Here is a 13769-nt window from a genome sequence, read left to right as displayed (position 1 = left end):
AAATATGCAATAAACAATAAATAGGTTTTTAAATTATTATATACGGACATCTGTAAGCAGAGGATAATAGTACAAATTGAAATGCAGAAATGCATAAAAAAGACCACTGTCAGCGGTCTTCTTGCATAAATGTTAATATATCATCATTGCCTAAATTTAATATTCATAGAGGTTTACATAAATAACTTTGGCAGGTTTGTCATACCGAGAATAATCTTTTTTAAATTTGTCTGCTACTTGCTGTATCCTCTCTTTGCATGCTGACAGTGAGTTGAATTTTTCATAACTCCCGCCATCAGGCACCGGTATTTTATAATTTCCCATAATGTCTTTTCCTATCTGCCTGTTTGCGGATATTCTAAAACTTGTTTCCCATTCTTTGCGTTGATCTTCACTCATATTATACCAGTTTTTTACCGGATCTGAAACTACCAGATAAAAAGCATCATCGTTAGAAGAAACACCTGCATTGGACCAAGTTGCAAAGGCATATTTATCCTGAGCTTTTATTAAAGAGAAGAATCCTGGTAATAATACGATCATAAAGATCATAAGATTAATTATTTTTGTTGTTTTCATAATAAAAATTTATTTAATTATTTTAAAATAAGTCGTCCTTTACCAGTTTAGCTCCTTGAGATGTTGCCATATGTTTTAATGCCTTTATGGATTTTTCTCTTAACTCATCATTTACAATCTGGAAACTGAATACAAATTTGTTATTTGGGAATTTTTCCTCACCTGCGATTTCAATTCTTGTATATAATTCAAGCTTTCTAACATCTTTGATGTTTTCCCATCTGTAAAGAAAAGATTCTCCTTTATCTGAATAGGAATCAGATGGTTTTTCCCTCAAGCGTAAAATCTATTTTGTGGAGGAACTCATTTTTTGATTCATTTGTTTTGGAATAGGGACGCTCGGTTATTTTGGTTTTAAGCCAATCCAATATTTCTTCCGAAGTCTGTGCGTTCATCATTCCCAATGGCATGAATAAGACGAAAAGTGTAAATAGGTTTTTCATAAATTTTAATTTTTCTGATTATCTATTCTGCAAAAGGATCTTTATTTTCTTCTTTTGCGATTTCTTTCAATCTTTCAAAAGCTTTTATAATACTTTCAGCTTTGATCTTTGGTACTGCTAATGAAATAATGTTCAAATTATCCTCACTATGATTGGCATCTTCGAGACCTTCTATAAACCATTTCGTTTTCACAGATTTCCTAATACCATTATAATCAAAATTTATTTTAATGCGGGTATTATTATTACTATAGTTAATAGGATCTATAGTCACACTATTTATTTTTTCAAAATATATTCCATAGTATTCTACTTTCTGATCTAGAAACGAATCATCAAAAACCCTATACAATAATGTATTATCATTAATTTTAAATTCGCTGACTGGTCCATTCATATTATGTGAAGTATTTAATATCCGCTCAATAAAATTGATTGTTTCTTCTTTTGTTGGCTTTTTTTCTTGAGCATTCACCAATCCCAATCCCAGAAATAAAACAAAAATCGTGAGTAGGTTTTTCATGAATATCTATTTTAAAAGTTAAAATACTTCTTTTTTCTGTGGGCAAAAAGTATTTAGATGTAAGATCGCTTTCATCATTCGCGAAGCCAAATCCGCTTCACGCTTCTCATCTAAGAGAGAAATAAAGTCCACATATTTAACTTTTCCCAAATGATTAATATGTTTAACTACATTTCCCTTAAAAGAGGGGCCAAATGCAATCCAGCCAGTTATGTCTGTTGGCATAATCCAAGTTGACACTTTATTATCCATATAGTTTTCGACTGTTATTTCACAGGCGTTTATTGACTTTACAACGTTTTTGTCATAATCTACCGGATATTTTTCTATTTTTTCTTTTATCCACGCAATGGTTTCGGCTTCAGTTTGTGCGGTTGCTAATCCCAGACCTGAGAATAAAATAATAAGTGTGATCAGGTTTTTCATATTTAAAATAATTTTAAAGTTTAGTGATAATATCAAACCCCAAATCGGCAATAGTAGAATGTTATATATTTTTATAATATTTATTTTTTTGTTAGTATGATTTGTATTGATTGTTTTAAAAATTATTCTATAAACCCTCGGATTTGACGTATATATTGATATCTTTCTTCACCTAATCTTCTCAGTTCTGCTGCTTTTGCAGCATCTTTCGACACACCTTTTCCTTTTTCATACATATTAGCTAACACAAAATAGGAATTATAGGTAAATGTAGAACCTTCATAAAAGCTATTTGTTATATGGTGTGCTTGATAGAGCGATTCTTTATATTCAGGGATAATACTTTTTGAAAACCATTCAAAAGCTAGTTTATCATTTTTTTCTATTTTAAATTTTAGAGGATAATATATTTCAGAAATTTTACCATCAAGATAGATTAATCCCAGATAATACATTGCATTAGGGCTTCCTTTTTCTGCAGCAGCGGTAAAATATTTTATGGCTAATTCCTGGTTACTACCACCTCTCATATAACCGTGTGTAGTACTATAAATACTTCTTTTATAGAAATAGCTAGGTCTATTCGGTCTCTGGCTATACCACAAGCCAAGCATTACCATAGCATCTACTTTTCCTGAATCAGCCATCGTGTGTAGAAGTTCTCTATTTTCTTCATATCCACTCTCGCTTATTTTAGTAAGTAATTCAGCATCATAGTAAGCACTTAATTGCTGCGCATTTGCAAAAACTCCGAGTACCATCACTAAGCAAATCATAATTAATTTTCTCATAATTGTAAAATTTTTAATTATTATTTTTCAGTCTTTCTTCCGCGTCTTTCGCTGCTTTTATTTTTTCAGGATTTGGCGGGTCGCATCGCAGCTGTTTCTGTATTGCTTTTTCTCTCGCTGTTTTTTCCGCAACAGCTTCATCGGGTTCAAAATCCAGGTGGTACAGTTGTCCGTCATTCTTTGAGATCAGCCAGATATCTCTGCCATCTAAAACTAATTGATAAGGTTGCCAATGGGTTAAATTAACATTACGCAGGAGCTTTTTCTTTTTAAAATCATAATGGACAAGGTGGTTTTCACAGGCAAGCCAAATGGTTTCATCATCCATCTTCACCATCTTGCTTACTGCATAATTATCTTCCAAATCCGGGGAGATTATTGTTTCCAGGTCGAGATTTAAAATGACCCTACGCCTGTCGCCTAAAATCAGAAGACGCCTGTCGCCCAACAATACCGTATGTTTTTCCGTAACTTCTTTTGTAAAATCCCAGTTGCTGATTTTCTTTCTGCTCAAAAATTTTCCTGTGATCTTTTTGCCGTCGTGTGTTGGAAACTCATAATTGCTGATATTGTACTTTGTTGTGTCAATGATGACAAATTCTTTGGTTTTCTTTGTGAGCTGTTTGCCTTTATAATCCATTTCTGTCCACTGCTTTTCATCTACCTCTGCTATGATTTTATCTTTAAGAAAAACCGTCGCGCCTTCCAAACCTATCTGTCTTTCCCATACGGTTTCATTATTATCAATATCATAAGCCAGCAGCCTGCTTCCATCCATAGCTCCCATGAAGTACATCGTACTCCCTAAAAAATGTGGCTTTGACCAAATACTTTCAAATGGCAGCTCTTTTATCATTTTACCGGTTTTAAGATCATACAGCGCCATACTGTTCCGCTCTCCCTTTTTTGTCGCATGGAAAAAAGAATCATTGTAGAAGTAGGGAGATGTATTGGAGGCTGTCCCAACATCAATATCCCAAAGCTCCTGATAATTGTCTTTATTTAAAGCTTTCAGTCTGTAGTTTGAAGTGTTGACAATGACTGCGTTGCCCACCAGTGTTATTGAATTATAAACGTTCTTCTCTGTCTCACTATGACCGGCCTGCTCAGATCTGTATAGCTGCGTTTGGGAAAAAACACAACCTGCTTGGAAAAGAAAACAGAACAGGGTCAATCTGGAGTTCATTTACTATAATATTATTTAAAAAAGAAGTTGGATTTCATAGTTATTGTATTGTTGCGACAAATCTAATTTCTTTCCGAAATAAAAAAAATACTCCAAAAGGAGTATTTTTTTATTATTTTCATTAAAAAATTACCGGGTCATTAGATAAGTTGTAATATCAACTTATCTGAAAGTTTCTCATTCCAATGAATCTCAATACAAATCTATAGCAATCCCTGCTGAATACAGTTTTTAATTAGTTGTGCCGTATTACTGCACTGTGATTTTTCCATAATATTGCTTCGGTGTTTTTTTACCGTAAGCGGGCTGATGAAAAGTTCTTTGCTGATCATCTCATTGCTTTTACCCTCGGCAATAGCCCTGATGATATCGATCTCCCGTTTGGAAAACTCAACTTTGTCCTTGCCTTCATCTTCAAGACTGATATTCATATAAGAGCACTCGCCGTTCAGGCCAATCAGGGAGATTTTATAAGTATTCTGATTGCTGAGATGATCTATCCGGGTATGGATGTTAAGAGATTTTCCGTAGCCATTACCATCCATGGTCAGCATAATTGCCTGATGATTGACAAGGGCATATTCTCCGTTTTTGAATTTGGCACGGTGGCAATAGCTTATTTTGTAGGACAGCAATTTTTCCCTGCCAATCTCCTCCGAAAAAAAACGTGTCAAAAACGCCTCGGCTTTTATTACGAAGTCAATGTCATCCGGATGAATTGCACCTAAAATATCATTGAATGTGATCGTCTCCGGATCGAAATCGTGCATCTCATAGAGAGACGGACTGATTTGAGAAAGCGACATATCAAAAAAGTCTATGACATAAAATGAAAAAGGACCTGTACTGATAATAGAATTGGCAAGGCTTTCAAAGGTTATCTGTTTTTTACGTGTATCTTTAACTGCCCTGTTAGAACTCCAAACCTCATGAAGTAGCTGTATATCCTGTTCCATATTAATTTTGTTCGTAAATATAAAATTAGACAATTATATGCTATAATATGTTTTTTAATTTGTGTGATTAAGTCTGTATTATTAAAACCTTGGATAACAATCAACTTAGAATTTGTCTTGAGAAAGTAAGATTGGCTGAGTCAAAAAGATGGACTAATAACGAATTGTATTTCAATGCAAAAAAAATTAAAGCTTTGTTCTGTCAACCTTTGACTGTTTTCCATGTATTCGAAAGTTGGGTTTTAATTACAAATAAGTAGTCATTTAACCTAAATGCATCTAAATGCCTTGTTGAATATTTCAGAGTAAGTAACCACATATTTGTATTTGATCAACAATTAATTTAAGAATTTTACAAGAATAATTTTACACAAAGTATAATATTACTTTATTTTTTGACAATTCTATACGTTACAATTTCTCCAGATATGTAGGTGGCTTTTACAAGATAGACACCTTTTGGTAGTTTTGGTAAATTCGCTGATTTTCGTACACCTAAAATTTGAGCTACCATTCTTCCTGAGAGTTCAATTATCTTAATATCACTAACTTCTTCTGAAAAATTAAGTGTTTCATCAACCGGGTTTGGATAAAGATTCAGTTCTTTTTTTCTCTGATCCGTAACAGACAATGCTTTTGCACTCATACGTATAATTCGGTTTTGGGGACTGTTATTAAAAGAAGTAAAATACCCACCTATGATATATTTGCCATCTGCTTGGATCGAAATTGATCTAATATTACCTAAAATACCGCTGAAGCCAGTTCCGATATCAAAGGTTGTATCCAAATTACCATTTGTATGGAGCCGTACAAGACGATTTTGCGTTGTTTCATTATATGTAGAAAAACCGCCTCCAATCAGTATTTTACCATCACCTAATATTCGGATTGTATTCACAGGAAAATTAAAACCTGTGCCTATCATAAAGGAATTATCCAAGGTTCCGTCATTATTGAGACGTGCTATATGATTTTGTGGTAAATCCCTGTATGTTGTAAAATATCCACCGACCAGAATCTTACCATCCGGTTGTATTGCTATGGACTCTATTCTTGCAACACCACTGACATAAAAACCTGTACCAATTTTAAAAGATTCATCAAGCGTTCCATTCGGATGCAGTCGGACAATATGCTTTTGATTATAAAAGTAACCAGTGTACGTAAATGAGCCTCCTACCAAAATTTTACCATCCGATTGAATCACGATCGTATCAACGTCCTGACTACATCTCCAATCCGCAGAGGTATCCAAACTTCCGTCCGCATTCAGGCGGGTAATATGGCTTTGGGGTTTTCCATTATAGATATTAAATCGACCACCTGCTAAAATTTTACCGTCAGGCTGCACGGCTATGGTATTAATGAAAATGAAACCGCCGCCAGGACTGCCAAAACCTGAACCGGAATTAAATGATGTATCTATACTTCCATCAGTATTTAGACGAGCAATGCGGTTTTGTACCGTTCCGTTATATGTGGTAAATGACCCTCCTACAAGGATTTTTCCATCCGCCTGTATAATGATAGCTTTAACATAAGCATCCCCATCTGCATTAAATCCTGTTCCCGTTTTAAATGATGTATCAATGCTTCCGTCCGTATTCAATCGTACGAGCCGGTTTTGAGGTGTACCATTATAGAATGTAAACGAACCTCCTACAAGAATTTTACCGTCCGATTGTATGGCAGTTGCTAGAACAGAATTAACGAATCCTGTACCTATTACAAAAGAAGGGTCACGAGCTCCATCTGTCTGACCCTTAGCTCTGCCAGTAAATATTACTAAACTAAAGAATATAATTAAAATTAAAAAATTTCTCATACGTAGGATGTTGGTTTATAATAATATAGAAACGTAATTATTTGTAAATATATGAAAATAGATAACGTTACAGTATTGTGAATCTATTTATTGATATTTAATTAAACTGAGATCGGACGAAAATAGCCGATAGAATTCAATAATAATAATAATAATAATAATAATAATAATAATAATAACCTTTCAGGATGTCCAAAAAATGTGACAATGATACATAATAAATAAAAAAACTCCGCTACAGTTTCCTGTTGTGTTACTGAAATTTTGATGTTGTGATAACAAGAAGAACTATATTTCCCCTAAAAATCGAATTTGACGGAAAGTTTCAAAAATATAAAATGATATTGATGCTCAATGTATCTGCCAGTATAACAACGATTTAGGAGATAAAAAAAACCGACAAAGAAGTGAAAAATCTTCAAATGTCGGTTTTGTGACCTCGACAGGATTCAAACCTGTAACCTTCTGAGCCGTAATCAGATGCGCTATTCAGTTGCGCCACGAGGCCGTTTTTAAAGGTTTGCAAATATAGTACTTTTTTACGTTCTTTGGAAGATGAAACGCTTTTTTTTACTCTTCATTTTATTCTTATTTACAATTTCCTGTAAAAAAGAAGCATCTCAAATTAATACGGAAAAAATAACTATTTCTGAAAGAGTTAGTTATACAATTAATGAGGCTGATATTACAATTAATTCAGGAAAATTTAAAAATGTTATTTCAAAAGAAAAATTACCTTTTAAAAAAGCAATGTTGCTTAACTCAAGTCTTATCGGATATTTTTCTGAACTAGATTTAGAAAATAAAATCACAGGTGTTTCCAGTCCGGAATATATTTTTTCTGAAAAAATCCATCATTTGATCAATGAAAACAAAATCCTTAACATTGGAAACGAACAGAAATATGATATCGAAAAAATACTCTCTGCCAAGCCGGAAGTGATTTTTACCAATTATGTTCCTAATTTCGCAAATACTTATGAGATTTTAAAGCATAGCGGGATCGAAATAATTTTCCTGGATGAATTTATGGAGCAGGATCCATTGGAAAAATCAAAATATCTGCTGTTGTTTGGTAAGCTATTTGGAGCAGAAAAAAAGTCTGAAAATGCATTTGAAACTATTGAGAAAAACTATTTCAAAATCAAAAAATTAGCTTCAGGAAATAATAATAGGCCAAATGTCCTTTGCAATGAAATGTACGGAAGCCAATGGTTTTTGCCTGGCGGGAATTCATTTGTCTCAAGATTAATCAATGATGCAGGTGGTAACTATATCCTGAAGGAAAATAAGGAATTGGTTTCGGTTCCGTTAAGTTTTGAAGAGGTCTTTATAAAGGCAGAAAATGTAAGTTACTGGATCAACATCAGTCCGCATCGCAGCAAAAAAGAGCTTTTGACGCTGAATCCAAATTACAAAAAAATGAAGGCCTTCAATTCAGGAAAATTATATATGATAAACAATCGCGAAAAAGACAATGCCAATGATTATTTCGAATCCGGCGTTGTAAGGTGCGATTTGGTGTTGAGAGATTATTTTAAAATTTTTCATCCGGAAGATAAAATTTTCAGCTCAGAACCTCTAATTTATATGAAAGAACTTAAGTAGATGAAAGAACAAAATTACAAAGTCGATTTTTTCGCCGGTATTTTATTGGTTATAGGGCTTTTTGTTGGTGCTTCAGTAGCTTATGCAACCGGACAGGGTTTATCTGCATTGTTAGCAAAAGATATTCGGGAAACAGGCTGGTATCAGGCTTTGGCCTATGTCATTACGTTTATTACGCCTGTGTTGTTTTTCGATTTTCTGATAGCAAGAAAAGAAGGTAAAAAGCTCAGTTTCGACTTTTCTGCAAAACCTTTCAGAATCTATCTTCTGATATTCCCGATGATGTTTGGGATGATGCTGGTGGCAGATTATATCACCCAATTGATCCCGACAACAGGCGATTTGCTTGGTCCGCTTTACAAAATGTATATGGACGAGTTTTCAAAGCTTATGAAAGATCCATTTGCGCTGATTATCATGACGGTTGTCCTTGCGCCCATATTGGAGGAGATACTTTTTCGTGGCATTCTGATGAAAGGACTACTGAATAACGGCACCAGACCAGTTACAGCCATTGTCTTATCGGCTTTTATTTTTGGAGTAGTCCATTTTAATCCCTGGCAGTTCGCAGGTGCATTCCTGCTTGGTTTGGTATTAGGTTTGGTGTATTACAAAACCAAATCATTGCTGATGCCGGTTTTGCTGCACGCCTTCAATAACCTTGTTTCTGCAATGTTGATGTTGTATTCGGATTCGGAAACTTTTTCCGATTTGTTCAAGATCAGGAGCGAAATATTATTGATAATCGGATTGGTCATTTTTGCGATCCCTTTTTATTTTTTCGCGATCCGGAAAAATATTGTTTATATAGATTAATTTTATGGCAGCTTTATCCGCCCTCCGTTCCCGCTTTTTTGTGCCTGTGCTTTTTTCCTGGCTTACAAAAAGAGCTCCACTCAGGTCGGGCTGCAGATTGGGAATAATTATAAATTTGTAAAACGGAATACAACCACCAGTAATAAAAATAATAATTTAACTGAAATATGGAAATCCTCATAGCCACGCATAATCTTCATAAGAAAGAAGAGATCCAGCAGATTCTCGGCACCGACTACATCGTAACAAGCCTTTCCGACTATGACCTGAATGAAGAAATTATCGAAGACGGAAAAACTTTTGAGGAAAATGCATTCATAAAGGCAAAATATTGCTTTGATAAAACCGGAAAACCAAGCGTTGGCGATGACAGCGGTTTGGTTGTAGAAGCATTAGGAGGAAAACCAGGTATTTTCTCCGCACGTTATGCAGGAAATCACAACTTCAAAAAGAATATCGAAAAAGTTCTGGATGAGATTAAAGATGAGCCAAACAGAAGAGCTTATTTTATCACGGTTCTTTGCTACAAAGATAACGATGGCGAGCACTATTTCGAAGGTCGTGTCTACGGGAACCTGACAAACGAAGTTTTTGGAGAGGACGGATTCGGATACGACCCGATTTTTATTCCGGACGACTATAATCAGACATTCGCAGAGATGTTACCTGAAGAAAAAAATAGAATCAGCCACAGAAGTGAAGCTTTAAAAAAATTCCTGGAATTTTTGAATTCTAAGGGGGTGGTTGTATGATTTTGTTATCTTTTTGTATATTTACCTTGTAATTTTCAATACCCTTTAAAAAAATTGAGTACATATCTCACGATTTTAGGATTTAATTCAGCGATTCCAACAATTAATTCTTCGCCCACGTCCCAGTTTCTGGAAATGGAAGAACGTCATTTTCTTATTGATTGTGGCGAGGGAACGCAAGTACAGATGAGAAAAGCAAAAGTCCGGTTTTCTAAAATCAACCATATTTTTATCTCACATCTTCATGGTGATCATTGTTTCGGATTGCCTGGGTTGGTGGCATCCTTCAGGCTTCTTGGAAGAAAGACACCTCTGCATATCTATGGGCCAAAAGGTATCAGGAAGATGCTGGAAACCATTTTTGAAATTACAGAAACTTACAAAGGTTTTGAGGTCGTTTATCATGAGTTAGAAGGAAAAGAATCGGTGAAAATCTACGAGGACAAAAGGGTAGAAGTCTTTACCATTCCTTTGAACCACAGAATCTACTGTAATGGTTATCTTTTCCGGGAAAAACCAAAGGAACGTCATCTCAATATGAAGGAAATCTCAAAATATAAAGAAATTGAGATCTGTGATTTTCAGAATCTTCGTCTTGGGAAAGATTTTGTAATGGAAAACGGAACAGCAATTGCGAATCAATTGCTGACAACAGATCCGAAACCTTCTGTTTCATACGCTTTTTGCAGTGATACCAAGTATAAAGAAGATATCATTCCTATTATAGAAGGTGTGGATGTACTTTACCACGAATCAACTTTTCTCCATAACCTGAAAGAAATGGCGGATTACACCGGTCATTCCACAGCGTTGGAAGCTGCAACAATTGCTAAAAAAGCACAGGCGGGAAAATTGATTTTAGGGCATTTTTCAAATCGCTACAGCGATCTTAGCGTTATGACCGATGAAGCGAGACAGATTTTTCCAAATTCATTTTTGCCAAAGGCTCTGGAAATGGTAAAAATTGGAAATTAGTCTTTTAAACTACATCGATGCTTACAATACAAATTGCCACAGTAATGCAAAGCAAAGCAACAAAAAAAAGAATGTCAGCTATATTTTCCATTTTTAGCGATAGTTTGTCTTTTTCTGTTTTGATTGCGAGAAATGAAAGTGTACAGCTGATGGTAAGGCAAAAAATTGCACCGACAGCACATTCGTCCAGATAAGAATAATGATTGAATTTGGTTATTTTAAGAGAGGTGATAATAACCAGGCAAAAACCCAACAGATTGGTAGAGGCATTGAGAATATGAGGTGCTGTTTTTTTCATTTTTCAAAAGTAACAATTATCTCATTTTGTTCATTCGATATCCTTTGATTTTAGATCAATTTAAAATTCCTTAAATAAATCTTAAATCTAAAAATATCATTTTCGTAAAAATTAGCGAAAAAATTTTATATTTGTCAAAACTCTATTGCAATGCAATCAACTTACATAGAAACACAACAGGTCTCTTTTCAGGACTTCAAAAACAGTGTTAAAAATGACTACCGCTTGGGCAGAATCTCCCGCGAGATGTCTTATCTGGGCAGAAGAGAAGTTCTGACCGGGAAAGCCAAATTCGGAATTTTTGGTGATGGTAAGGAATTGCCGCAGCTGGCAATGGCGAAAGTTTTCCGTGATGGGGATTTCCGTTCCGGTTATTATCGTGATCAAACCTTTGCATTGGCTATAGATGCCGTTTCTGTGGAAAGTTTTTTTGCACAATTATATGCTGATACGAGTGTAGAAAGAGAGCCTGCTTCTGCCGGCCGACAAATGAACGGGCATTATGCAACAAGAAGTCTGAACCCGGATGGAAGCTGGAAAAACCTGATGGCTCAGAAAAATATTTCTTCTGATATTTCGCCAACAGCAGGACAGATGCCAAGATTGTTAGGATTAGCTCAGGCTTCAAAAATTTATAAATCCGTAAAATTTGATGGCTCCGAAAAATTTTCAAATAACGGGAATGAAATTACTTTCGGAACGATTGGAGATGCTTCTACTGCAGAAGGACATTTCTGGGAAACTCTGAATGCCGCCTGTGCTTTGCAGGTTCCTATGATTGTTTCGATCTGGGATGATGGTTATGGTATTTCGGTTCCGACTCAGAATCAAAGAGCTAAAGCTGATATTTCCGAAATGCTTTCGGGATTTCAGAGAAATGAAGGTGAAAACCAGGGATGCGAAATCATTCAGGTAAAAGCTTGGGATTACCCTGCATTGATGGAAGCTTATGCAAAAGCAGAACATTTTGCACGATACGAAAGCGTTCCTGTAGTGATCCACGTAACCGAAGTTACTCAGCCTCAAGGACATTCCACTTCTGGATCGCACGAGCGTTATAAGTCTGAAGACAGATTGAATTGGGAATCAGAATTTGACGGTTTGATCAAATTCAGAGAATGGATTTTGGATTACAGCATTGAAATAGAGGGCAATGAAGAATTTTTGGCGAGTGCTGAAGAATTGGATTTGATTGATACTGAAGCTAAAAAGCTTGTAAAAGAAGGTCAGAAAAAAGCATGGGAATCATATCAGAAAACAATATCTGACTTGAAATCAGAAATCTTACCTTTGGTTGAGATGCTGAGAAATCAAAATTCAGAGATTGGTATTTTGATTGATAATTTTAATAAAATTATTTCCAAAAGCAAAAAAGATATATTCCATCTCGTAAGGCAATCGTTATTAATAACAAGAGGCCAGAATTCCTCTGAAAGAGACAGTCTCAAATCAAAATATGAAGAGATTCTGAGGATTGAAAAGGATAATTATTCTTCCCACCTGTATTCAGAATCCAAGTGGAAGGCTACCAATATAAAAGAAGTAAAACCGATATTTTCAGAATCTTCGGAAGAGGTAGATGGAAGAGTAGTGGTGAGAAATAATTTTGACAGAATTTTTGAAAAATATCCTGAAGCACTGGTTTTTGGTGAAGATGCCGGAAATATAGGTGATGTGAATCAGGGATTGGAAGGCTTGCAGGAAAAATATGGCGAGTTGAGAATTGCTGATACCGGCATCCGCGAGGCGACTATCCTCGGGCAAGGGATCGGAATGGCAATGAGAGGATTGAAACCTATTGCAGAAATCCAATATCTTGACTATATTTTATATTGTCTTCAAGGGATGAGTGATGATCTTGCAACGGTGCAATACAGAACTAAAGGCGGCCAGAAGGCGCCTGTCATTATCAGAACCAGAGGTCACAGGCTGGAGGGCGTATGGCATTCCGGATCGCCAATGGCCGGCATTCTGAACCTTTCCAAAGGGATTAATATATTGGTTCCGAGGAGTTTGACTAAGGCTGCCGGTTTCTATAACACCATGCTTCAAAGTGACGAGCCGGCTGTGATTGTGGAATGTCTGAACGGATACCGATTAAAGGAAAAACAACCAGATAATCTTGGGGAATTTACTGTGCCGGTTGGAAAAATCGAAGTTACAAAACAAGGTACCGACATTACTCTGGTAACTTATGGATCTACATGGAGAATAGTGACTGAAGCTGCACAGGAGTTGGAAAAACTGGGTATTGCAGCAGAAGTTATTGATGTGCAGTCATTGATTCCTTTTGATCTGTCTGGTGAAATTGCAGAAAGTGTGAAAAAAACCAACAGATTGGCAATAATAGATGAAGATGTGGAAGGCGGAACTTCTGCATTTATTTTGCAGCAGATTTTAGAAAAACAAAAAGCGTTCAGATACCTGGATTCGGATCCAGTGACAATTTCGGCAGAAAATCACAGGCCTGCTTATGCCAGTGACGGTGACTATTTCAGTAAACCATCTGCAGATGACATGGTAGAGAAAATTTATAAACTGTTTAATGAACTGAATCCTGGAAAATATCCCTCGATTTATTAAACAAT

General features: G+C 35.6%; 15 protein-coding genes and 1 tRNA gene. 5 read left to right on the top strand and 11 right to left on the bottom strand.

Annotation, left to right across the window (positions count from 1 at the left end):
• Positions 1-156 precede the first annotated feature (156 nt).
• From BUA97_RS15530 to BUA97_RS15485, 10 genes are all read right to left on the bottom strand, one after another.
• A complete protein-coding gene (locus BUA97_RS15530) occupies positions 157-579 on the bottom strand; it encodes a hypothetical protein (protein WP_072999992.1) in 423 nt (140 codons plus the stop codon).
• A gap of 22 nt (positions 580-601) precedes the next feature.
• Positions 602-856 (bottom strand): hypothetical protein, encoded by a 255-nt coding sequence (locus BUA97_RS15525; protein WP_072999990.1) that lies wholly within the window; start codon positions 854-856, stop codon positions 602-604.
• Positions 837-1022: a hypothetical protein gene (locus BUA97_RS15520; protein WP_072999987.1), complete on the bottom strand. Its 186-nt coding sequence runs from the start codon at positions 1020-1022 to the stop codon at positions 837-839. The genes BUA97_RS15525 and BUA97_RS15520 overlap by 20 nt, the downstream gene beginning before the upstream one ends.
• A gap of 22 nt (positions 1023-1044) precedes the next feature.
• Entirely contained in the window at positions 1045-1545 is a 501-nt protein-coding gene (locus BUA97_RS15515; RefSeq protein ID WP_072999984.1) for a hypothetical protein, read from the bottom strand.
• Between the two features lie 18 nt (positions 1546-1563).
• The gene (locus BUA97_RS15510) at positions 1564-1971 is read right to left on the bottom strand and encodes a hypothetical protein (RefSeq protein ID WP_072999982.1); all 408 of its coding nucleotides are present in this window, start codon (positions 1969-1971) and stop codon (positions 1564-1566) included.
• A gap of 122 nt (positions 1972-2093) precedes the next feature.
• Positions 2094-2762: a tetratricopeptide repeat protein gene (locus BUA97_RS15505; RefSeq protein ID WP_072999980.1), complete on the bottom strand. Its 669-nt coding sequence runs from the start codon at positions 2760-2762 to the stop codon at positions 2094-2096.
• 13 nt (positions 2763-2775) lie between these two features.
• Positions 2776-3948, bottom strand: coding sequence for an outer membrane protein assembly factor BamB family protein (locus BUA97_RS15500; protein ID WP_072999978.1), 1173 nt, complete (start codon positions 3946-3948; stop codon positions 2776-2778).
• Positions 3949-4151: 203 nt separating this feature from the next.
• Positions 4152-4904, bottom strand: a complete 753-nt coding sequence (locus tag BUA97_RS15495; protein WP_072999976.1) for a LuxR C-terminal-related transcriptional regulator — start codon at positions 4902-4904, stop codon at positions 4152-4154.
• Positions 4905-5292: 388 nt separating this feature from the next.
• Positions 5293-6732, bottom strand: coding sequence for a T9SS type A sorting domain-containing protein (locus tag BUA97_RS15490; RefSeq protein WP_072999974.1), 1440 nt, complete (start codon positions 6730-6732; stop codon positions 5293-5295).
• Between the two features lie 434 nt (positions 6733-7166).
• Positions 7167-7240 (bottom strand) — tRNA-Arg (locus BUA97_RS15485).
• Positions 7241-7287: 47 nt separating this feature from the next.
• Between BUA97_RS15485 and BUA97_RS15480 the strand changes: the two genes are divergently transcribed.
• The 4 genes from BUA97_RS15480 to BUA97_RS15465 all read left to right on the top strand — a co-directional run bounded on the left by BUA97_RS15480 (position 7288) and on the right by BUA97_RS15465 (position 10883).
• Positions 7288-8340: an ABC transporter substrate-binding protein gene (locus BUA97_RS15480; protein ID WP_072999971.1), complete on the top strand. Its 1053-nt coding sequence runs from the start codon at positions 7288-7290 to the stop codon at positions 8338-8340.
• Positions 8341-9156, top strand: a complete 816-nt coding sequence (locus BUA97_RS15475) for a CPBP family intramembrane glutamic endopeptidase (RefSeq protein ID WP_072999969.1) — start codon at positions 8341-8343, stop codon at positions 9154-9156. It begins immediately after the preceding gene.
• 167 nt (positions 9157-9323) lie between these two features.
• Positions 9324-9908 (top strand): RdgB/HAM1 family non-canonical purine NTP pyrophosphatase, encoded by a 585-nt coding sequence (gene rdgB / locus BUA97_RS15470; RefSeq protein ID WP_072999966.1) that lies wholly within the window; start codon positions 9324-9326, stop codon positions 9906-9908.
• 54 nt (positions 9909-9962) lie between these two features.
• Positions 9963-10883 carry a ribonuclease Z gene (locus BUA97_RS15465; protein ID WP_072999963.1) on the top strand — a complete coding sequence of 307 codons (921 nt, stop codon included), beginning with the start codon at positions 9963-9965 and terminating at the stop codon, positions 10881-10883.
• A gap of 4 nt (positions 10884-10887) precedes the next feature.
• Here BUA97_RS15465 and BUA97_RS15460 read toward each other — a convergent pair whose 3' ends face one another.
• Positions 10888-11181: a hypothetical protein gene (locus BUA97_RS15460; protein ID WP_072999961.1), complete on the bottom strand. Its 294-nt coding sequence runs from the start codon at positions 11179-11181 to the stop codon at positions 10888-10890.
• Between the two features lie 150 nt (positions 11182-11331).
• Here BUA97_RS15460 and BUA97_RS15455 point away from each other — a divergent pair, with 150 nt between their 5' ends.
• The gene (locus BUA97_RS15455; protein WP_072999959.1) at positions 11332-13764 is read left to right on the top strand and encodes an alpha-ketoacid dehydrogenase subunit alpha/beta; all 2433 of its coding nucleotides are present in this window, start codon (positions 11332-11334) and stop codon (positions 13762-13764) included.
• The last annotated feature ends 5 nt before the right edge of the window (positions 13765-13769 follow it).

The sequence above is a fragment of the Epilithonimonas mollis genome (genome assembly GCF_900142325.1).
In the GTDB taxonomy this organism is placed as follows: Bacteria; Bacteroidota; Bacteroidia; order Flavobacteriales; family Weeksellaceae; genus Epilithonimonas; species Epilithonimonas mollis.
Note: the sequence above shows the minus strand (reverse complement) of the source record. Positions and strands in the feature narration are given on the sequence as shown.